The 20,987-nt window shown below is 41.0% G+C and carries 20 protein-coding genes; 18 read left to right on the forward strand and 2 right to left on the reverse strand.

Translation table 11 applies throughout. The features are described from left to right. The 3 genes from HA044_RS10025 to HA044_RS07355 all read left to right on the forward strand — a co-directional run. Positions 1–931 (forward strand): hypothetical protein (locus tag HA044_RS10025; RefSeq protein WP_262407552.1); only part of this gene is annotated, 931 nt, incomplete at its 5' end. 251 nt (positions 932–1,182) lie between these two features. After that, entirely contained in the window at positions 1,183–2,346 is a 1,164-nt protein-coding gene (locus HA044_RS07350) for a hypothetical protein (protein WP_187540554.1), read from the forward strand. A 38-nt stretch (positions 2,347–2,384) separates the two neighbouring features. Next, a complete protein-coding gene (locus tag HA044_RS07355; protein WP_187540555.1) occupies positions 2,385–3,146 on the forward strand; it encodes a hypothetical protein in 762 nt (253 codons plus the stop codon). A gap of 194 nt (positions 3,147–3,340) precedes the next feature. Here HA044_RS07355 and HA044_RS07360 read toward each other — a convergent pair whose 3' ends face one another. Further along, entirely contained in the window at positions 3,341–5,500 is a 2,160-nt protein-coding gene (locus tag HA044_RS07360; protein ID WP_187540556.1) for an LPXTG cell wall anchor domain-containing protein, read from the reverse strand. A 519-nt stretch (positions 5,501–6,019) separates the two neighbouring features. Between HA044_RS07360 and recJ the strand changes: the two genes are divergently transcribed. The 11 genes from recJ (at position 6,020) to HA044_RS07415 (ending at position 16,190) form a co-directional block, all read left to right on the forward strand. Further along, positions 6,020–8,242, forward strand: a complete 2,223-nt coding sequence (recJ, locus tag HA044_RS07365; RefSeq protein WP_187540557.1) for a single-stranded-DNA-specific exonuclease RecJ — start codon at positions 6,020–6,022, stop codon at positions 8,240–8,242. Between the two features lie 75 nt (positions 8,243–8,317). Beyond that, positions 8,318–8,836, forward strand: a complete 519-nt coding sequence (locus HA044_RS07370) for a TipC family immunity protein (RefSeq protein WP_262407556.1) — start codon at positions 8,318–8,320, stop codon at positions 8,834–8,836. A gap of 198 nt (positions 8,837–9,034) precedes the next feature. After that, complete coding sequence (locus tag HA044_RS07375; RefSeq protein ID WP_187540558.1) at positions 9,035–9,307, forward strand: TIGR04197 family type VII secretion effector; 273 nt, start codon at positions 9,035–9,037, stop codon at positions 9,305–9,307. Then, positions 9,295–9,669 carry a cingulin gene (locus HA044_RS07380; RefSeq protein WP_187540559.1) on the forward strand — a complete coding sequence of 125 codons (375 nt, stop codon included), beginning with the start codon at positions 9,295–9,297 and terminating at the stop codon, positions 9,667–9,669. The genes HA044_RS07375 and HA044_RS07380 overlap by 13 nt, the downstream gene beginning before the upstream one ends. After that, positions 9,666–11,384, forward strand: coding sequence for a hypothetical protein (locus HA044_RS07385; RefSeq protein WP_316250445.1), 1,719 nt, complete (start codon positions 9,666–9,668; stop codon positions 11,382–11,384). The genes HA044_RS07380 and HA044_RS07385 overlap by 4 nt, the downstream gene beginning before the upstream one ends. Further along, a complete protein-coding gene (locus tag HA044_RS07390; RefSeq protein WP_187540561.1) occupies positions 11,384–11,977 on the forward strand; it encodes a TipC family immunity protein in 594 nt (197 codons plus the stop codon). Before HA044_RS07385 ends, HA044_RS07390 begins: the two co-directional genes overlap by 1 nt. Before the next feature lie 10 nt (positions 11,978–11,987). After that, a complete protein-coding gene (locus HA044_RS07395; RefSeq protein WP_187540562.1) occupies positions 11,988–12,581 on the forward strand; it encodes a TipC family immunity protein in 594 nt (197 codons plus the stop codon). Between the two features lie 151 nt (positions 12,582–12,732). Beyond that, positions 12,733–13,245, forward strand: a complete 513-nt coding sequence (locus HA044_RS07400) for an adenine phosphoribosyltransferase (protein WP_187540563.1) — start codon at positions 12,733–12,735, stop codon at positions 13,243–13,245. 101 nt (positions 13,246–13,346) lie between these two features. Beyond that, a complete protein-coding gene (metA, locus tag HA044_RS07405) occupies positions 13,347–14,291 on the forward strand; it encodes a homoserine O-succinyltransferase (RefSeq protein ID WP_187540564.1) in 945 nt (314 codons plus the stop codon). Positions 14,292–14,300: 9 nt separating this feature from the next. After that, entirely contained in the window at positions 14,301–14,984 is a 684-nt protein-coding gene (locus HA044_RS07410; RefSeq protein WP_187540565.1) for a DnaD domain-containing protein, read from the forward strand. 18 nt (positions 14,985–15,002) lie between these two features. After that, a complete protein-coding gene (locus HA044_RS07415) occupies positions 15,003–16,190 on the forward strand; it encodes a glycerophosphodiester phosphodiesterase family protein (RefSeq protein ID WP_187540566.1) in 1,188 nt (395 codons plus the stop codon). 41 nt (positions 16,191–16,231) lie between these two features. Here the strand turns inward: HA044_RS07415 and add are convergent, their stop codons facing one another. Further along, positions 16,232–17,251, reverse strand: coding sequence for an adenosine deaminase (add, locus tag HA044_RS07420; protein ID WP_187540567.1), 1,020 nt, complete (start codon positions 17,249–17,251; stop codon positions 16,232–16,234). Between the two features lie 139 nt (positions 17,252–17,390). On the opposite strand from add, the gene yghU reads away from it, so the two are divergent. The 4 genes from yghU (at position 17,391) to HA044_RS07440 (ending at position 20,853) form a co-directional block, all read left to right on the forward strand. Next, entirely contained in the window at positions 17,391–18,182 is a 792-nt protein-coding gene (gene yghU / locus HA044_RS07425) for a glutathione-dependent disulfide-bond oxidoreductase (protein WP_187540568.1), read from the forward strand. Between the two features lie 81 nt (positions 18,183–18,263). Continuing rightward, positions 18,264–18,953: a tRNA (adenine(22)-N(1))-methyltransferase TrmK gene (locus HA044_RS07430; protein ID WP_187540569.1), complete on the forward strand. Its 690-nt coding sequence runs from the start codon at positions 18,264–18,266 to the stop codon at positions 18,951–18,953. Further along, positions 18,940–19,737, forward strand: a complete 798-nt coding sequence (locus tag HA044_RS07435; protein ID WP_187540570.1) for a Nif3-like dinuclear metal center hexameric protein — start codon at positions 18,940–18,942, stop codon at positions 19,735–19,737. Before HA044_RS07430 ends, HA044_RS07435 begins: the two co-directional genes overlap by 14 nt. A gap of 9 nt (positions 19,738–19,746) precedes the next feature. Continuing rightward, complete coding sequence (locus HA044_RS07440; RefSeq protein ID WP_187540571.1) at positions 19,747–20,853, forward strand: FAD-binding oxidoreductase; 1,107 nt, start codon at positions 19,747–19,749, stop codon at positions 20,851–20,853. The last annotated feature ends 134 nt before the right edge of the window (positions 20,854–20,987 follow it).

Here is a 20,987-nt window from a genome sequence, read left to right on the forward strand (position 1 = left end):
TCTAAGATTTGAAAAAAAATATGAGTTAAAAGGCTATGCAGTTAAGGACAACAAAGTATTCATTCGTATTCAGGTACCAACTTACTTCCCAGAGCTCTTAATGAGAGGAGATTATTATTATAAAAACCCTAATTGGTCGGATTTCAATCAACTGTTCTTTGAGTGGCTTGATGAATTGCATCAAAGATATGCTGAAAAAGAGACAAATCGAGATGATCGTATTTCCTATATTATGCTTTCGACACTTTTACAACAGTTAGTTGATCAAAATTTCAATGCAAGATCATCATCTGGTTATACTAATAGTAGTGGTGAGTTGCGCACTACAGAATTCACGGTTGAAATGGAGGTGACAGATCAGGGTGACATTCGAATAGATTCAAAAAACTTGGCTATTCTCTTACAAATCCCTCAACAAATGAAGGGAGAAAATAAGTATGGTAAGGGAGATGAAAATAATATCTTTTGGACAATTCCATCAGGAAGTAATAGTGATGGACAAAAGATAAAAGAAAAATTAAAGAAATTTAATCCAAAAGATCCTGTTAAAAGCTATGCAATTGGGACGCCAGTTGTATTTGCTAATGGATTAGAAGTTACACTAAATAGTGTAACAGACGATCCAAATTTGGATGTTCAGGATGATCAAAATCGTATCGATAAATCGAAAAATCAACATCGGCTGATAGTCGAATTTACATTATCGAATCCAACACCTCTTCGTATTGAAAGTTCTCCAAATTATTCAAATGTAGATCTCTATGATGGCCAGGGAAAATCTGCCTATATGTTGAATAACACGTTAAATTATAAACAGCCAACTGTCCTTGAGGCTGGAGAGTCAGCTAAATATAAAATTAATTATTTAACAGATGGGGATGGACCATTTACGGTTGTTTATGGTGATGCAAAATGGGTTATTCAAAAATAGAGAAATACCCTAATTTTTAGCTAGCCTATTGTAAAAACTAGTTAGTTAAGAAATGATAAGAAGCCACTATTACCAATGAAGCATTGAATAGACTCATCAGTTGTTTAGATTAAATTTATATATATGCATACTTCTACCGTACAACTGTCTAAAGAATTCATTTCAAAATTCAGAGCCAAAGAAGTTTAAGAAACCGAATATTCAATTAATAAAAAATATAGCAAGGTAGAGATAGAATTGGAAAAAAGAATATGAAGAAGATTTTGAAATCATTTAAGTTTTATATATTGTTAGTTTTTCTCCTACTAATCGGGGGATCGTATATACAGTATGAACTTCATACACGAGAAGTAACACAATTTATCAGTTGGAAACCTCGTCCTAAACTGGTTGCATCTCAATTTATAGGAGATGGGAAAGCAGTTGCGCTCCAATGGGAAACTCAAAAAGAATTGGATGAGGCTCTAGAGGCACAAGATTACGATAAGGAAATTTCTGTAGAGAGACCTATAGAAGGAAGCAATCGTGGATACTATATTGCACAAGTAAGCTACAAGTTAAGAACAGATGCTTGGACTCCTCGTTTTGATAGAAAGTATAAAACTCTCGGTGGTTCTCGTATTGATAGTATCAATAATAGGAGTAATAAACCTGAAAAAGGAGAATACTGGCTGATTGATATTTATGACACTGCAGATAATAAAATAAAAAAGAAAACTTTTGATATGTTCAAAGTGGTAAGAGATCTCAATAAAGATTATCTCCCATTGGCTACACATACTGGCTCTCTATATTATGATAAGGATGATCAAGAAACCTACCTTTCCATTGGTCTTTTAGTAGGATCGAAAGATAAATATGTGGTTAAGCCAGGCGATATTCATGTGGAAACGGAATTCAATACAAAAGTCGGCCTGATGAATGTTAAAACAGGAAAGATTTCACTCACAACATCATCAGGAAAGGAGTATGATCAACTTCGAGATGATGACCAAAAAAACTATAATGTAACCCATCCCTTTGAATCTAATCCGAAGTATAATTTTGAATCAAAAATTTCATTTTATGATTCATGTTTAAAATATGTAATAAAAAATGATGAAGACACGACGATTCCATTAAAATCTACTTACCCGAAAGTCTACACTATTTTAAGTAAAGGGCATAGTGAGAGAACAGATGGAGACTATGAAAAGGGTGAGGAAGCCTACCTATACTTTCTTGGACAAGAAGATCTCAACTTTGATATAGATATTCTAAATCTGTTCTATCCAGTGGGAGGTTCGGATGACTTCAAACTATTTTCCTATTACAGGATTCCAGCAGAGTATTCAAAAGATGGTCAAGAGCATGTTGTGAAGAATCAGAAGGAGTTTTTCGAATATTTCAAAGAAAATCCAAAATCACTAGAATGAGATCGTGCATTTCGTATATTCCATAAGGAGGTTAGGCTATGAAGCCCAATTATTTCAAACTATTAGCAGGAATTCCACTTTTTCTTTGTTGCCTGTTTCTTTCCAGTTGTAAGATCATGACACCGAGTGATTATAAAAAGGCTAAGGAAGTTGTCAGCAGTGAGCTTGCTAAGGTTGGTTTGCATGGGAATATTAAAATTAATCGTCTTTCCTGGCAGGCTTTAGAAATTCCAGGTTATAAAGTTGATTTTACTTATTCGGAGAAAACCTATGACGGTCAAACCGTACCTCTTGAGGTGCATGCTTTCTTACAAAATGACTGGTCTGATCCCTATGGACAAACCACTCCAAGTTATAAAGAAGTTTTTACAGAGCAGAAGACAGTACAGAAAAAAGAGTCCCAACTACTGGATAAGCTTAAAAAGCAGGATCTAGGCCTGACTTTCTCTTATTTTCATTTTCTTCCCAATGTTGATTCTTCTTATCAAAAGGAGGCTGCAGAAGAATTGGAAGAACTGGCAGCTCAAAATAGGCAAGAAGGAAAGAAAGATTTCGCAGGTTATTACCAGATTCCGTACACCACCCTTATTCAAAAGGGGATGGTTCGTATGATGATCTCAGTAGAAGACGATCAAGTCATCCAGGAAAAGGATTTAAAAGCTGCCACTAAAAAGTTGGATGCTAGTGACCTTCCAGATGGTGATTATGATTTCTATTACCTGAATTTCAAAAATAAAGATCATGAATCTGTCTCTTATAATTTCAAAGTTAAGGATGGACAGGTTATGAAATTGGATTAGTAAAAAAGGTAAAATAGAAAAAAGATAGCTCAGGATGAAGGTTCCTGAGCCATTTTTGTTAACCATTAAAGAAGAACAGAATACAAAAAGAGAACCTTTCGGTCCTCTCTTATTTGTTTAAACTTCTATGAATGAGTGTAGAAGTTTCTTCGTTAGGGGGTTGATAGAAGTAATGACTGTTCCTAATGATACTATTAGTTATCAGTCAATTTCCGTTTGATTACAAGAGCACCTGCCAAGACAAGAGCACCTGTCAATACAAGTCCAGTTGCAACGACTTCACCAGTATTTGGTAAGAATCCTTTACGACCGCCTTTGTTGCCACCATTTGAAGCTGGTCCGTTAGGAGTTTTAGTTGTACCAGAATGATCAGGTTTATTTGGGTTTTCTGTTGTAGATAAAGAAGTCTTAGGTTCTACAGTTGTAGTCGTAGTTGTTGTATCTTCTTCACTACTATTATGATTTTCTGGTTCTTCTGGTGTTGTAGTTGAAGTAGTTGTAGGTTCATCGGTAGTACTTACTGAAGGTTTAGGCTCATCAGTTGTGGTTGTACTAGTAGTAGATTCCTTTGTAGTAGTTGTACTAGTGGTAGATCCTTTTGTAGTAGTTGTACTAGTAGTAGGTTCCTTTGTAGTGGTTGTACTAGTAGTAGATTCCTTTGTAGTAGTTGTACTAGTGGTAGATCCTTTTGTAGTAGTTGTACTAGTAGTAGGTTCCTTTGTAGTAGTTGTACTAGTGGTAGATCCTTTTGTAGTAGTTGTACTAGTGGTAGGTTCCTTTGTAGTAGTTGTACTAGTGGTAGGTTCCTTCGTAGTAGTTGTACTAGTGGTAGGTTCCTTTGTAGTAGTTGTACTAGTAGTAGGTTCCTTTGTAGTAGTTGTACTAGTAGTAGGTTCCTTTGTAGTGGTTGTACTAGTAGTAGGTTCCTTTGTAGTAGTTGTACTAGTAGTAGGTTCCTTTGTAGTGGTACTTGTTGTTGTGGTAGTCGAAGTTGTAGTTGTTGTCGTAGTTGTAGTTGCTGGTTTATTTGAAGTGTTTACAACTTTGATAACATTCGAATCATTGATCGGTTCTACTTTTGATGTATAACCATCAGGTGTATTCGTTTCTTCTACTGAATAAACAATCGGTTTACCATCTTTAATACCTGGCAATTTAGAAAATTCAGCAGACCAACCAGAAGCCTTCGTCAAGGTCTTAGTCATACCTTCCAATTTTTGACCATCGGCCATCAATTGAACAGTAATGTCTTTACGATCTGATTCACTATCACCAACCCATTCTTTTTGAACAGTTACTGTTTTATCTCCAGTTACCCAGAAGTTCAATTCTGTATTGTTCCAGAATGCTGGGTCTTTCAATGGTGTTTTAATTTCATCAGCTGTTAAAGTAGCATCATTATCAACACGGATAGTTGTCTTAGGAATCAATGTTTGGTATTCAACGATTAATTCATCGCTACTTGCTTTTTTGAAAACATCACTTACGTCTGATAAATTCACAGTAAATCCGTTGCCATCTGCATCGAATTTCACATGTTTCCAGAAATCCCAACCTGAAGCAACTACTTGTCCACCTTTTCTAAGTGTGAATGATGGTTTCAAGTAAGTTCCTACAAAGAACTCATTTGCTGCGTGGTTCGCTGCTGGTTTGAATGTAATCTTAGAGTAATCTACAGCTGGAGCTTTGATTTTATCTGAAACTACTGGATTTGTGAGAGCTTGTTTCTTAGCATCCCCATTGACACGGATAAACCAAGTAGTTAAATAATAGTCATCTCCAACATTCATCCAAGCATAGTTTTCTGAAACATCTAATTTGAATTGTTTAGAAACAAAATCACCAGTCTTATTATATTTATTTAAGACTGCTTCGAAAACGCCAGGGCCATCAGGACGTGTAATGATGACTGATTCTGAACCTACTCTTGAAGTAGCGGTTTTATTTCCAGGATTTCCTGGTGTGTTATCCCATTCTGCTTTGTATGAGTAGCCACCCTTTACGTTTTGGTTCATGGATTCGATTGCTTTTTTGAAAGTAAACGTAATCTTTTTGTTGGTCATCGCAATCGTAGCTACTTCAGCACCATTGGCTTGTAGTGATTTCGTTGCGACTTCAGTGATATTGACACCTTCTGGAGCATCGATGGTGAACGTATCCCCTTCTTTAACAGATTTACCAGTTAAATCCCAGTCAAATGAAAACGTAACTTTTTGTCCACTTGCCTGAGCTTTTAGGTTTGATACTGTTGGCGTTACAGTGGCTGCACTGACAGGTTTAATTACTGATAAACCCATTGCTACCACACTGATCATAGCTACAATCATAGCTATTTTCTTGTAGATAGATTTCAAAATATCCTCCAATCTTTTTCTTGTTCAATCCCCCTTGTTTTTCCACATAGTGACAAATGTATGTGCGATCGGTTAACAGTAAAAATTTCTGACTTTGCTCCGTAAATCAGTTATTTGTTCTATATGATCAGTAGTAGAGTAGATTATTTTCAACAGTTCAAAAATTTTCTTCCACTACCGTATTTATCTTGAAAGAACCCTTCATGGGCCTAACAAGATGCAAAACTTCCCCACTAACCTTGACTGTTTCGATCAAAAACATTGGGTTATCACAAGTATAGTATTAGCAATGATAATCAATCTCCTAATAGCGAATAGGATTCAATCCCATCAGCTATTCAGATCACAATCACCATCATTATAATTATATGCTTTTGTATGCACAAGTCAAGCTAAAAGCAACAAAATTATATAGAAATGTTCATGTTTACAGTTTCCTCCTTTGCCCCTTTATTTCCCGCCATTTTCGCCTTTCGTGATATAATAATCAGATAAGAAAAAGAGGAGACCAAAAGCTAGATGATCACTTCAAAATACGATTGGCAATTGGCTGAGCCAAGTGCAGATGAGGCCTTTTTAGCCCTTGCCAAAAAAGCAGGCCTAGAAGCGTCCGTAGCAAGCTTACTGTATGAGCGTGGCATTCAGACCAAAGAGGATTTAGAAGACTTTTTAGAACCCAAGTTAGAGAACCTTCACGACCCTTATTTGCTCCATGATATGGACAAGGCAGTGGAGCGCATTAGACGGGCGATCGAAGATTACGAGCAGGTCCTCATCTATGGAGACTACGATGCGGACGGGATGACTTCGGCCTCTATTATGAAGGAAACCTTGGAGCAGATGGGTGCAGAGGTGCAAGTCTACCTACCCAACCGCTTCACAGACGGCTATGGTCCCAATGAGAGTGTCTACAAGTACTTTATCAAGCAGCAAGGTATTTCCCTGATTGTCACGGTGGACAATGGTGTCGCGGGTAATCAAGCCATTGCTATGGCTAAGGAAATGGGAGTGGATGTCATCGTGACCGACCACCACTCGATGCCGGAAGTCTTGCCAGATGCTTATGCGATCGTCCATCCGGAGCATCCAGATGCGGCTTATCCCTTCCGTTATCTAGCAGGATGTGGCGTGGCCTTTAAGCTGGCCTGTGCCCTCCTAGAGGAAGTACCGGTCGATCTCTTAGACTTGGTAGCCATCGGAACCATTGCTGACATGGTGAGCCTGACAGATGAGAATCGGATCCTAGTCAAATACGGCCTTGGTGTTCTCCAACATACCCAGCGAATGGGCTTGCAGGAGCTCTTTGAAATCGCTGGGATTCGTCCAGAGGATATCAATGAAGAAACGGTTGGCTTTCAGATTGCCCCTCGTCTCAATGCCCTTGGCCGTCTCGATGATCCCAATCCAGCCATCGAGCTACTGACTGGTTTTGACGATGAAGAAGCACACGAGATTGCCCTCATGATCCATCAGAAGAATGAAGAACGCAAAGAGATTGTCCAAAGTATCTATGACGAAGCCAAAGCCATGGTTGACCCGAGCTTGCCCGCCCAGGTCTTGGCCAAGGAAGGCTGGAATCCGGGAGTGCTTGGTATTGTCGCAGGTCGTCTATTAGAAGAACTTCATCAGCCGGTCGTTGTTTTAAGTATCGAAGATGGACGGGCTAAAGGAAGTGCTCGCAGTCCTGAGTCGGTCAATATCTTTGAGGCTCTCGATCCTCACCGGTCGATCTTTGTCGCCTTTGGAGGACATGCCGGTGCGGCAGGGATGACGCTCGAGGTGGACCAACTCCCTGCCTTGTCTAAGGCCCTTACCGACTATATTGCAGAGCAAGAGATTGATCTCAACACTAAGTCTAGCTTAGCCATCGACGAGGAACTGCATCTGACCGATCTCTCGCTTGAGACCCTGAAAAGTTTTGAACGCTTGAGTCCTTTTGGCATGGGCAATAAAAAACCCGTCTTTCTGGTCCGTAACTTCAAGGTAGAAGGGGCGCGCTCGATGGGTGCTGGCAATACCCACTTGAAACTCAAGATCTCTCAAGAAGATGCGACCTTTGAGGTGGTTGCCTTTGGCTTGGGAAGCCTAGAGTCGGAATTTGCGCAAGTGCAAAATCTGGAGCTAGCTGTGCAGTTGTCGGTCAACCAATGGAATGGCCAAACAACCCTTCAACTCATGCTGGTTGATGCGCGTGTGGACGGAGTCCAGCTCTTTAATATCCGCTCTAAAAATGCCAGCCTCCCCGCCGGTGTTCCGGTTCTTGACTTTACCAAAGAATTACCAGATCTAACTGGCGTTTCCGCTGTTGTAGTTGGAAATATCCCAGAGGATATAAAGCAACTTCGGCAAATCTTTCAAGAACATGATTTCCAGGCTGTTTATTTCAAAAATGAAATCGCCAAAGCCTACTATCTGACAGGATACGGCAGTAGGGACCAGTATGCCAAGCTCTATAAGACCATCTATCAGTACCCAGAGTTCGATGTCCGATACAAACTGAAAGACCTAGCGGCCTATCTCAAGATCCAGCAGATCCTCCTGGTCAAAATGATCCAGATCTTCCAAGAGCTGGGCTTTGTGACCATTGAAAATGGGGTCATGAAGGTCAATAAAGCTGCAGAAAAACGGGAAATCGCAGAAAGCACCATCTACCAAAAACTCAAACAAACTGTGAAAGAACAGGAGTTGATGGCCCTTGGAACGGTTCGCGAAATCTACGACTATCTGACAGGACAGGCCTAATGAAAAAACACTTAAAAAAAATTCCTCTGGCTCAGCCCCTTCCTGCTTGTTGCTCTTTATTGGTTAGGAATCTACCTGAGTTTAAAAAATCCCATGGATGAGATCACTTACTCTGAAAATGGTGGGATAATGCGAAATATGATTGTCAAGTCCTACACTCAAACAATCGGAAGTGGAGCTCCTTGGAAGGAAGATGAAGGATTTCAGACTTTTCCCTATTCTGATAAAATCGTTGGTGGAAAGGAGCATCTAGCTGTTACTATGTTTAGAGGCACTGCAGATTGGTTCTATCTGTACAAATACAAATTAGATGAAAATACATCAGTTAATTTGGTATTTGAATATAAGGCCTCTAAAAAGATTTTTTACCAAAGTGACCTCTATCTGACAATCAATGAGACAAGCTACGAGGGCCAGCAACTCCTTGACCAACTTGCCACCTACGGCAAAGACCGCACGTGGTTGAAAAAGCAAAGTAAGAAGGTCGCTGAACAATACATTATTGGTACCTGGTTTAAGAATGGAAGTTCCCGTTATTCATTGAAAAACTTGGGGGATATGAAAATCGAGTACGATAAATTGATAGAAGAATAGTAAGGAAAGTTTTAAAGTGTCATCCCCATCTTTTAAGATGTGGGATTTTTTAGTAACAATTAATAAAATCAGAGAGCAGATATTATAAGGCTTAGATACTACTAACTAAGCTTTTTTAAATTGTAAAAGTCTGTTATAATACTTCTAACTCTTTAGAACGTAGGGGTATTTTAAAAAATAAATATTTGGAGGAAATGTATGGGTTTAATACAATCAAATGCTATTTCAGCTGCAGATGCAATTAGTGAGCTGGTATCAGTTGATACTAGCAGTGTGAAAAATCAGAAAGTTTCATTCTCTTACACCCAAGAAATTACAGGAATGGAAAATGGAAAGGAGGTAACTAATTCAGTTCTTCAGGCTATTAGCGAATTTAGTCAAGCAGTTTTAATTCAAGCCAACAAGTTCCCTCAAATTGCTGCTGTAATTGAAAAGAGAGATATAGAGGAATCGCAAAGATGGAACCATTAAATAAAAGAATAGATAAGAGCGAAAAAGAACGCTCTACTTTGACTCGAAAAATTATAGAACTTGAAGAAAAAGAAGATGATTTTAAATTATTACAGAAGCGCCATGAAAACAGGGTTCTTTATTTAGCGGAGCAATTTGAACAGCTATCTTCTGGTGTGGACTCATTACTAACAGAATCGGATATGTCAACACAATTTAGAATTCAGGAGTTAGAAAATAATCAAGAACTGCGTCGTCAAATGTCCGAATATGTTCAAATTCATTTTGATGATATAGAAAAATTGAGTCAATCATTTCGTCGAAATACGGATGAACAAAGAGATAAATTAATATCAGAAAGGAATCAATTGCCTTGGGAGTGAAATATAGTTCTGCAGAATCTAGTGCATTAATTGATGCACTATCAAACAATATAGAAGTCGCAAATGAAATTACTGATAGATTATCAAGTGGCTGCGAATACTTGGTAAGTTCTTTGGATTCAGGTAAATTACAGGGAGCCGCATATACTGCTGGTAAAGGGCTTTTTACCGATATTATTATCCCTGCAATTACGAAAATCAAGGAAGCAGTGGATGATATTCAGATAGAGTTGAATTCATATAAAACAGCAAATGAACCTGTCTCTCACTATGGAAATCTTGATTTAGAAGAGTTAAAAGCTCTCAAAAAAAGTAAAGAAGACATGTTAAAAGTTGTTAATGAACAGATTGCTGAGCATGAGAGCTTTTTCAATCAATTAAAAGATCATATTACTTTTAATTACGATGCCCATCGTGAGACTTCTCGTCAATTGACTGAATCCAAAAATAATCTAGAGTCAGAAATTCAAAGTGTGACAAAGAAAATTGATGCGTTGGAATTGTTTGTATCACAGGTGGCATCATTTTTCTCCGATAGTCTAACTGTTTTAAAACTTGCTATTCAAGGAGCAAGTCAGTTAAGTCAAGTGACTGTTGATGCCAATGGAAATTATAATACAGATGGTCTAGATATGACTTGGTTGAAGAAAATGAATGCTCAGAAAATAGTGAATGAATCACCAAGTTTACAAGATCTATCACCAGAAGATGCTATGTTTGCACAGAACTTGATGAAGCAATATGGATTTAACGAGAAAACAGCAAGGGAAATCATAAAAGTCAGGGATGGAATTGATAAAAAATTTCCAGATAAGTCTCAAAATGAAAAAGATTACATATTTCTTAGGATCATTGGGAGTGCTTATTACGAAGGATTTCAGTGGGATGAGACTGCAGGAGGATTAGTAGAATATTTTTATAAAAAGAAATCTTTGGTTGAAAAAGATATTTATGTTGTGAAAAGCTTTGATGAAATTATGGAAGAACTAGGATTAAGTAAAGAGGAATCGAAACATCTACACTCGATGCTATACTTCCAGCATGCTGTATCGGGAACAGATCAACCTGTTGGAAGTTATGATGAAAATGAATTAAATAAATATAGTAAAGAGGTTGAGGAAAATTATACAAATAATAAAGGTTTAACAATATCGTCTGAAGAAATTTACAATGTAGCAAAAAATATGTATCGAAAAGCTGACTTTACTCATCAGTCGATCACAATGGCTACCCATGTTAGTCCTAGATGGTTTGTCTTAGCTGATTTTTATGGCGGGAGAAAAAATGTTAAAGACTTATCTGGTTGGGAAGGCGATACAACCAGAAATGCAACCGAAATGCAACCAAGTATAGGAACAGATGATTATCTTGCAGACTTAGATTCTGTGAATATTGTGAAACGAATGACTTCAAAAACTCAATCCTATACGCAAGCGATGAATAGCTACTTCAGTGATCTACAAAGCTCTCCGACTTTGAGAGAAAAAGAGTTTAAACAAAATGTTGATTTGAAAGAAGTTAAATCAACTATATTTGGTAGTCTTGTACCAAACAGAGTTTCAGGAAAAGTTATTTCAAGCACTAGTAATGTAGACATTTATGAAAAACCATCGGAAGAACAATCAATGAATTATCTAAAGGAACATTTTAATTCATCTTATAAGTTCATCAGGAGTTTGGAAAAAGAAGAAATGCAATATGAAAGAGGTAACTAATGAATCAGAAACTAAAAAAAATCCTCTGGCTCACACCCGTATTACTTTTTTGCCTTTATTGGCTGGGAATCTACCTGAGTCTCAAAAATCCCATGGAGGAGATTGTCTACTCTGAAAATGGTGGCTTGATGCGCTATATCACAGTGAATCGATTTACTCAGTCGATTGGCAGCTTGCGTGTTTGGAAGGAAGATGAAGGTTTTCAGACCTATCCGTATTCAAAAGGAATTGTCGGTGGAAACGAAGAACTGTCCGTGCTGATGTTTCGAGATAGTTCAGAATGGGTTTATTGGTATAAATATCGACTGGACGGAAATGCCTCGGTTCGTATGACCTTCAAATATAATTCTAAAAAAAGAGTATTTTTTCAAAAAGAAGTATATCTATATGCGGATAAAAAAGAAATTGAAGGCAGTGAGTTTTTACAAAAACTTGCCGCATATGGCAAAGACCGGACTTGGTTGAAAAAACAAAGTAAGAAAGTTGTCGAACAATACATTCTTGGTACTTGGTTCAAAAATGGGAGTTCCCGTTATTCCTTGAAAAACTTGGGAGATATGAAAATTGAGTACTGCAAATTGTTAGAAGAATAGTAAGGAAGTTATGAAAAAATATCGAAAAAAAATCCTCTGGCTCACCCCCATCTTACTTTTCTGCCTTTATTGGCTGGGAATCTACCTGAGTCTCAAAAATCCCATGGAGGAGATCGTTTACTCTGAAAATGGTGGGGTGATGCGCTATATCACAGTGAATCGATTTACTCAGTCGATTGGCAGCTTGCGTGTTTGGAAGGAAGACGAAGAATTTCAGATTTACCCTTATTCCGAAGGAATTGTTAGCGGTGATGAGCAACTTTCAGTCCTGATGTTTCATGATTCGTCTGATTGGGCATTTCGATATGAAGCTGATATAGCTAAGGATGTTAAGGTTTGTTTTAAATTTACCTATGATTCTACTAAAAAAATCTTTAGGCAGGAGGACCTATATCTTTCTAAAAATGGGGTAAGATACGAAGATCAGCAACTTCTTGATCAACTTGCCACCTATGGCAAAGACCGGACTTGGTTGAAAAAGCAAAGTAAGAAAGTTGCTGAACAATACATCCTTGGTACTTGGTTCAAGAATGGAAGTTCCCGTTATTCCTTGAAAAACTTGGGGGATATGAAAATCAAGTACAATAAATTGATAGAAGAATAGTAAACCTGTTTCCAATCCCACATCATTTTTCAGATGTGGGATTTTTGCATTTGACTCGGAGACTTGGGCAAATGATTTGGCAAAAATGATGCAAGTTACTAGAATTCATGGTATAATGGAATGTAAAAATTTTTAGGAAAGAAAGTAAACCATGAATTTAAAAGATTACATTGCAAGCATTGAAAATTATCCGCAAGAAGGGATCACTTTCCGTGATATTAGCCCTTTGATGGCTGATGGGAATGCCTATAGCTATGCGGTTCGTGAAATCGTTCAATACGCGACAGACAAGAAAATCGATATGATCGTAGGGCCTGAAGCGCGTGGATTCATCGTTGGTTGCCCGGTGGCTTACGAATTGGGTGTTGGTTTTGCTCCTGTTCGCAAGCCTGGTAAATTACCACGCGAAGTAATCTCTGCTGACTATGAAAAAGAATACGGTGTCGATACCCTCTGCATGCACGCAGATGCTATCAAACCTGGCCAACGTGTTCTCATCGTTGATGACCTTTTGGCGACTGGTGGTACCGTCAAAGCAACCATCAAAATGATCGAAAAACTCGGTGGAGTGGTAGCAGGGTGTGCCTTTCTGATCGAGTTGGACGACTTGAAAGGTCGCGATGCGATCGGAGATTACGACTACAAAGTCTTGATGCATTACTAATATAGTCTATCATTATAACTAGATACAGAAAAACCATAATTGAAAACTATAAGCTCCTATCATATAATGTTAGTTAAGAACTTGTAAGATGGGAGCTTTTTATGCCAATTACACTAGATAAAAAATTACCAGCAGTTGATATCCTTCGTTCCGAAAATATTTTTGTCATGGATGATGTTCGGGCGACTCACCAGGATATTCGGCCGATGAATGTTCTCATTCTTAATCTCATGCCGACCAAGGTTGCGACGGAAACGCAGCTCTTACGCCTCTTGGCCAATACGCCCTTGCAGCTTAATGTAGAATTTCTCTACATGGCGAGCCATGAATCCAAAAATACAGCAGCGGAGCACTTGGAGAGTTTCTACAAGACCTTTGAGGACATCAAGGACAACTACTATGATGGCTTAATCGTGACAGGAGCACCGGTTGAAAAAATGGACTTTGAGGATGTAGATTACTGGGAGGAGTTGACCCAGGTCTTTGAATGGTCCAAGCGTCATGTCTTTTCTACCTTGCATCTTTGTTGGGGAGCCCAGGCCGGTCTTTTCTACCGGTACGGGATTCAAAAGGTCGAACTCTGTGACAAGCTATCTGGTATCTATGACCAAGCGGTGGTCCGCCCTGATAGTCTTCTGATGCGAGGCTTTGATGATCGTTTTCTTGCACCTCATTCTCGCTATACGGATATTCCTTTGAAAGAAGTCCTTGAAAAGAGCAACCTTCAAGTGATTGCGCAGGGAAGTGAGGTTGGATTGTCCATCATTGCCAGTCCGGACATGCGTGAAGTCTATAGCTTTGGCCATCTAGAATATGATCGTGATACGCTAGCCAAAGAATACTACCGCGATGTCAAGGCAGGCTTGGATCCAGACCTTCCAAAGAATTATTTTGACCACGATGATGCCAGCACAGAGCCTCGCATTCGTTGGAATCTAGCAGCGACGACCTTCTTTAGTAATTGGATCAACTATGCGGTTTATCAAGAAACACCTTACCGCTTGGAAGAATTAGAAAAAGATATTTCATTTTATGGTTACCTATAAAGGGGAAGTATGACATATTCACAAGCATTTAAGTCTGGCAACTTGGTTCTTCCAAGTGCCTTGCTTTTTCACTATCATGACTTGTTCGACCAAGCAGATGACTTCTTGGTTTGGCAGTTTTTCTTTCTTCAAAATACCACAGGTCAGGATGCACTGACACCTAATCAGATTGCTCAACACCTGGGTAAGACTGTGACAGAGGTCAACCGAATCATGTCCAATTTGACCACAAAGGGCCTTCTGCAATACCGGACCATTGAGCTCAATGGCGAGATTGAGGCCATCTTTGATGCGACCATTGCTTTGGAGCGATTGGATGATCTTTCGGAAGCAAAAACGCAAAGCAAAGCCCAGAGTGCACCTGCAAAAGGCAATGTCATCAAGGACTTGGTAGAGACCTTCCAACAAGAGCTTGGACGGCTACTAACGCCATTTGAAATCGAAGATTTGACCAAGACCGTGCGCGAGGATCAGACAGATCCTGACGTGATCAAGGCCGCCCTTCGTGAAGCTGTCTTTAACGGGAAGCCTCACTGGAAGTACATCCAGGCTATTTTGCGCAATTGGCGTAGTGAAGGCATCAACAGTCTGCCCCAAGTTGAGGCCAAACTGCAAGAGCGTGAACAGGCCAATCCACGCAATGTGACCGTATCAGACGATTTCTTGAAAGCCATGGATTTATGGAAGGATTAAGAGGAGACAATTGATCAAATGAAACGGGGAGACAAGAAAAGACCCAGACGATTTAGATGGCTCTATCCGACTATGTTTGTGGTCGGATTGTTTTTATTATTTGGCGTGGTCAGCTTTTACTACGTACGAACCAACCTATTAGCTTCGGGCTTGTACCCAGTAGATGAGAGTCTGGTGGAGGCTGGTTATACCAAAACGAAGACAGGCTTTCGCAAAAAAGAGGCCAATGTGACCATTGACATCCAGTGGAATGAAAAAACAAAAGTATTTGATAAGAATCACTATCGTTTTAAGGCTCATCAAAAGACAACTTTCTGGAAGAAAACCTATGTGGATAAGGAAACGCTTGAAAGCTTGACCAACGGCCAGCTATCTAACCAATATGGTTTTGTGCATTACTCCAAGGTTAGTCAGAAAGATTGGCTAAGGGTTTCTCCAAGACTGGTAGCCCACGCTGGAGGAACAGTTCGGGGGAAGGAGTACAACACGAAGTATACCAACTCCTTAGAGGCTTTACGGCAAAACTACAATCTCGGCCATCGCTTGTTTGAAATGGATTTTAATTTGACCAGCGACAAGAAATTGGCTGCAGTCCACGATTGGCACCATTATGGAAACAAAGATGGTGTTGCTCTTTCTTCGGAAGAATGGAAGAAATTTCAAGGCTATGGTTCTCCAGAAACACCAAGTCGCTTTACGACCATGCTGATAGGGGATGTGTTTGATCAAATGCTGATCAATCGGGATATGGTGTTGATTACCGATACCAAATCAATGGAAATCCCTAAGGAAGATAGGATCACACAATTTAAAGAACTTGTTTCAGAAGCAAACAAGCGGGACAAAGAACTATTGGATCGTGTAATTCCACAAATTTATAATCAAGAGATGTTCGGAGAAATCGAAGCGATTTATCCTTTCAAACATGTCATCTATACCTTGTATGCGTCACCAGATAGTGCAGAAGAGGTACTGGATTTTATTTCCAAGCACAAGGAAATTGAAGCAGTAACTATACCTATCGATGATTCTCGATTAACTCCTAAGTTTATCGAACAGGTACATCAGCTTGGAAAACGGGTTTATGTTCATACAATTCAAACCTATGAGAATTTAACTAAGTATGCAGCGATCAATGTCGATGGCTTTTACACTGGCTTATTGACCCCACAGGATATGGCCGTGTATGAATCCGTATCGAAATAAAACAGAAAACTAGCCCTTTCATCAGGCGCTAGTTTTTGCATTTATAAATAGTCGGAGTAAGCTTTTTCTAGTCTAGCAAGGAGTTCTTGTTTTTCCTCGTCGCTTGCGAAGGAAGCCTGGATAGCATCGACATTGTGCTGGTAAAAGTCAGCTTCCTTGGTTTGGAAATGCTGATGGTAGAGGGCGTATTCCTTAGTGAGATCGGTATCAGATACGGTTCGGTTATCGGTATTGATGCTGATCCGAGCTCCGGAGGCTTTCATCTTCAAATAAGGGAAATCTTCTATAGTCGGTGCGGCTTTTGTCTGTAAGTTGCTGGTCAAGCAGAGTTCACCCGTGACCCCATTGTCAATAAAGGATTGGAGTAAGGCTGGTTCATGAGATAGAGCTGTCACGTGACCATTGCGTTTGATGCCAAAAGCAATCGATTGGGCTACAAAGTGTGGGCAATGACACTCACCTGCGTGAAGCGTCATAGGCCGATGGTAACTCTTAATCTGCTCGATTAAAGGGCGAATATCTTCCGGAGAGTAGTTGTGCTCATCGCCAGCAAAGTCAAAACCGACAAAATCTTGATCCTTCACTTGGTTGGCTTCTGCCAGAATGCGAGAGGTGAGTTTTGGATCTGACTGGCGCATGCCACAGACCAGGGCTTTGACTGTAATGCCAAATTCATCCTGGGCTTGGCGCAATCCTTCACAGACAGCATCGATAGTTTCTGGGACGGTAAGTCCTTGGTCCATGGACAATTCTGGGGCAAAACGAACCTCGATGTAGAGGACATTCTCTAGAGCCGCTTGCTTAGCGACATCGTAAGCAGCAAGGGTCAGGGCTTCCTTGGTTTGAAGAAGGGGCCGAATGTAGTCAAAGGCCTCCAAATAGTCCAAGAGATTCTCACAGTGGGCAGGGGCAGTGACATGGTGTTTGAGCTCTTCATCGCTAGCAGGTAGGTCAATATTGGCCATAGCTGCCAATTGGCGAATAGTCGGAAGAGACAAGGAACCGTCTAAGTGACAGTGAAGTTCTGTCTTTGCCAAACTATGAAAATCGATCGTGGACATGGTTTTCTCCTTCAAATTGTATTTTTTCTATACTATCATTTTGACCAGAAAAGTCAAGTAGCGTTCGTGTAGCAGATTTTTGAAAGGGAGTCTGATATTTGATATGCTAGAAGTAGCTTAGATAAAAAGGAGAAATGAGATGTCAGACTATCAATTACCAGAAGTATGGGAAGCACCGAGTCAAATGGGAGGAGCCTGGGGTGGCTTGAACCAACCAACAGCAGGTGCTCGCTTTGAACAAATCCTTCCAAAAGGTGACCAGCCTTTCCAACTCTACACGCTTCCAACCCCCAATGGGATCAAGGTGACCATTATGCTGGAAGAACTAAAAGAGCTGGGAGTGGATGCAGGCTATGACGCTTATCGCATCAAGATTGGTGATGGGGATCAATTCGGTAGTGACTTTGTGGCCATCAATCCAAACTCGAAAATTCCAGCCATGTTGGATCAATCAGGTGACCAAGCCATTCGGGTCTTTGAATCAGCCAATATTCTATTGTATTTAGCAGAGAAATTTGGTCAATTGATTCCGACAGATCCTGCTAAACGGACAGAAGTGCTTAATTGGCTCTTCTGGCAGACGGGTGCGGCACCATTCTTAGGAGGAGGCTTTGGCCATTTCTTCCACTATGCGCCTGAAAAAATAGAGTATGCCATCAACCGCTTTGCCATGGAAGCCAAACGCCAATTGGACCTACTGGACAAAGAATTGGCGACCAAACCTTATATCGCAGGAGATGACTATACCATTGCGGATATCGCCATCTGGTCTTGGTATGGCCGCCTCGCCCAAGACAAGGTTTGGGATCGTGCAGGGATTTTCCTAAATGTGAAGGAATACCAGCATTTGCAAGCTTGGACAGAGAAGATTGCTAATCGCCCAGCAGTGCAACGTGGCTTGGAAGTGGAATATAAGGAAATTGATGCATAAGGAAAAGGCGCCGTTGCGCCTTTTTTTAATGGTGCAAACATGGTATACTAAGGAATGGAATAAAAGTATAGAAAGAAGCACATGGAATTTACGAAATTATCAAATCGCTTGAATCTGGTGGCTAGCTTTGTCCCAGCTGGAGCACGTCTGCTAGATGTAGGAAGTGACCATGCCTATCTCCCAATTGCCCTTTTGCAAGAAGGAAAAATTGAAGCTGCCATTGCTGGTGAGGTTGTTGAGGGCCCCTACCAGTCTGCCCTTCAAAATGTCGCCGATAATGGTTTAGAGGACAAGATTGAAGTCCGCCTAGCTAATGGCTTGGCCGCATTTGAACCAACGGATAGTATTTCTTGCATCACTATTGCAGGGATGGGCGGACGCTTGATTGCCGATATCCTAGCGGCAGGTCTTGAGAAATTAGCCAGTGTCTCTCGCTTGGTCTTGCAACCCAATAATCGGGAGGATGAATTACGAGCTTGGTTGGTAGGCCATGATTTTCGCCTTGTCGATGAAGCCATCTTGGAAGAAAATGAGAAGTTCTATGAGATCCTTGTAGTGGAACACGGTTCTCAAGAGTTGTCAGCCAAGGAATTGCGCTTTGGTCCCCATTTGATGCTGGAACAGGCCCGAGCCTTTGTCCAAAAATGGACCAAGGAAGTAGAGAAATTAGCCTTTGCTTTGGAGCAGGTTCCTGTTGAGAATCAATCTGTGAGAGAATCGTTAGAAGAGCGCATCGCCCAAATCAAGGAGGTTCTACATGTTAGCAAGTGAAGTTATCAAACGCTATGAAGCTTACTGTCCTCAGGAACTTTCCATGGAGGGAGATGTCTGTGGCTTACAGGTTGGCACCCTGCAAAAAGACATCAAGAAGGTCATGGTGGCCTTAGATATCCGCGAACAGACAGTGGCGGAATCCATCGCCCATGGGGTGGACTTGATCATCGTCAAGCACGCGCCCATTTTCCGTCCCCTCAAGGATTTGGTAGCTGATCGGGCTCAAAATCAGATCTATATTGACTTGATCAAGCACGATATCGCGGTCTATGTCAGCCATACCAATATTGATATTGTCCCAGATGGATTGAACGATTGGTTCTGCCAGCTTTTAGAAATTGAAGATACAGAGCCCCTCAGCATGACAGGGGAAGGACTCGGAATCGGTCGCATCGGTCGGGTAGCTACTCAAACCTTTGGTCAGTTGGCTCAAAAGGTCAAAGAAACCTTTGGCTTAGATACTTTGCGCTTGGTTGGTTATGACCGGGCGGATTTGGATCGGGTCATTGAGCGCGTCGCTATCTGTGGAGGAAGTGGCCAGTCCTTTTACAAGGATGCTCTCGCTAAAGGAGCAGAGGTCTATATCACAGGAGATATCTATTACCACACGGCTCAAGACATGCTGAGCGATGGCCTCCTGGCCTTGGATCCAGGTCACCATATCGAAGTTCTCTTTGTGTCAAAACTAGTCGAAAAACTCAATCAGTGGAAGTCTGAAGAAGCGTGGGAAATCGAAGTGATTGGCAGTCAAGCCAGCACCAATCCTTTTTACCATATCTAAGAGGTTATCATGAAAGTTGCTATTATCGGTGCAGGGATCGTAGGATCCACTGCAGCCTACTATTTATCAAAAGAAGCACAAGTGGATGTGACCGTCTATGATCACGGAGTTGGGCAAGCAACCAAGGCAGCGGCTGGGATTATTAGCCCTTGGTTTTCCAAGCGGCGAAACAAAGCCTGGTATCGTCTGGCTCGGCTAGGAGCTGATTTCTACCAAGAATTAGTAGAGGACCTGGCCAAGGACAGAATCGAAACAGACTTTTACCAGCAGACTGGGGTCTATCTCCTTAAGAAGAAGGAAGAGAAATTAGATGAACTCTATCAGTTGGCGCTGAGTCGACGGGAAGAATCTCCCTTAATCGGAGACTTATCGATTTTGACTACAGAAGAAGTGGCCCAACAATTCCCAGGTCTGCAAGGCTTTGAACAGCTCCTTTATGCCTCGGGTGGAGCGCATGTAGAAGGAGCTCTTCTAACGGAAACTCTTCTGAAAGCAAGTGGCGCAAGAGTGATCAAGGAAGAGGTTGCCCTCTCAATCTCTGATCACGCCTATCAGATTGCAGAAGAAAGCTATGACCAAGTCATCCTAGCGACAGGAGGCTGGTTGGGGCAAATCCTTGAGCCACTTGGCTACCAAGTGGATGTCCGTCCGCAAAAGGGGCAACTGCGGGATTATCAGCTAGACCTAGATACGGATAATTATCCTGTGGTTATGCCAGAAGGAGAGTTGGATATCATTCCCTTCCAGAAAGGCAAGATCAGTATGGGAGCCACCCATGAAAATGAGATGGGCTTTGACCTGATGGTGGATCAAGCTCTGCTCAATCAGATGGAAGAAGAAGCCTTGACCTACTATCCAGAACTAGCTCAAGCGGGAGTTATCGGGGAGCGCGTGGGAACCCGGGCCTACACCAGTGACTTTTCACCATTTTGGGGAGCTCTTCCTGATCAAGCTGGTATTTATGTCGCCAGTGGCCTCGGTTCGTCTGGCCTCACAACGGGTCCCCTCATTGGTTGGCACCTGGCCCAACTAGTGGCAGGAGGAAACGTGCGTCTAGATCCAACAGATTATCCAGTTGAACAATATGTGAAGAAGAGAGTGGGACAGAAATCCTAGCCTCTCAATTGTATTTGGATTGTCGAGCAAGACGCAGTGGTTGAGTGGGCTCTACTACGCTGAATTCATCAGCTTTTACAGCCCTACTCAACTTTGCGGAGGTGGGACGACGAAATCGAATTCTAACGAATGAC

Source organism: Streptococcus sp. IMAU 99161 (assembly GCF_014435245.1).
Lineage (GTDB): Bacteria > Bacillota > Bacilli > Lactobacillales > Streptococcaceae > Streptococcus > Streptococcus lactarius.

What these genes read in the sequence shown, in the direction of transcription:
- HA044_RS07350 (WP_187540554.1), top strand. Translation starts at nt 1,183, where the DNA reads ATGAAGAAGATTTTGAAATCATTTAAGTTTTATATATTGTTAGTTTTT.
- HA044_RS07355 (WP_187540555.1), top strand. Translation starts at nt 2,385, where the DNA reads ATGAAGCCCAATTATTTCAAACTATTAGCAGGAATTCCACTTTTTCTT.
- recJ (WP_187540557.1), top strand. Translation starts at nt 6,020, where the DNA reads ATGATCACTTCAAAATACGATTGGCAATTGGCTGAGCCAAGTGCAGAT.
- HA044_RS07375 (WP_187540558.1), top strand. Translation starts at nt 9,035, where the DNA reads ATGGGTTTAATACAATCAAATGCTATTTCAGCTGCAGATGCAATTAGT.
- HA044_RS07380 (WP_187540559.1), top strand. Translation starts at nt 9,295, where the DNA reads ATGGAACCATTAAATAAAAGAATAGATAAGAGCGAAAAAGAACGCTCT.
- HA044_RS07390 (WP_187540561.1), top strand. Translation starts at nt 11,384, where the DNA reads ATGAATCAGAAACTAAAAAAAATCCTCTGGCTCACACCCGTATTACTT.
- HA044_RS07395 (WP_187540562.1), top strand. Translation starts at nt 11,988, where the DNA reads ATGAAAAAATATCGAAAAAAAATCCTCTGGCTCACCCCCATCTTACTT.
- HA044_RS07400 (WP_187540563.1), top strand. Translation starts at nt 12,733, where the DNA reads ATGAATTTAAAAGATTACATTGCAAGCATTGAAAATTATCCGCAAGAA.
- metA (WP_187540564.1), top strand. Translation starts at nt 13,347, where the DNA reads ATGCCAATTACACTAGATAAAAAATTACCAGCAGTTGATATCCTTCGT.
- HA044_RS07410 (WP_187540565.1), top strand. Translation starts at nt 14,301, where the DNA reads ATGACATATTCACAAGCATTTAAGTCTGGCAACTTGGTTCTTCCAAGT.
- HA044_RS07415 (WP_187540566.1), top strand. Translation starts at nt 15,003, where the DNA reads ATGAAACGGGGAGACAAGAAAAGACCCAGACGATTTAGATGGCTCTAT.
- add (WP_187540567.1), bottom strand. Translation starts at nt 17,251, where the DNA reads ATGTCCACGATCGATTTTCATAGTTTGGCAAAGACAGAACTTCACTGT.
- yghU (WP_187540568.1), top strand. Translation starts at nt 17,391, where the DNA reads ATGTCAGACTATCAATTACCAGAAGTATGGGAAGCACCGAGTCAAATG.
- HA044_RS07430 (WP_187540569.1), top strand. Translation starts at nt 18,264, where the DNA reads ATGGAATTTACGAAATTATCAAATCGCTTGAATCTGGTGGCTAGCTTT.
- HA044_RS07435 (WP_187540570.1), top strand. Translation starts at nt 18,940, where the DNA reads ATGTTAGCAAGTGAAGTTATCAAACGCTATGAAGCTTACTGTCCTCAG.
- HA044_RS07440 (WP_187540571.1), top strand. Translation starts at nt 19,747, where the DNA reads ATGAAAGTTGCTATTATCGGTGCAGGGATCGTAGGATCCACTGCAGCC.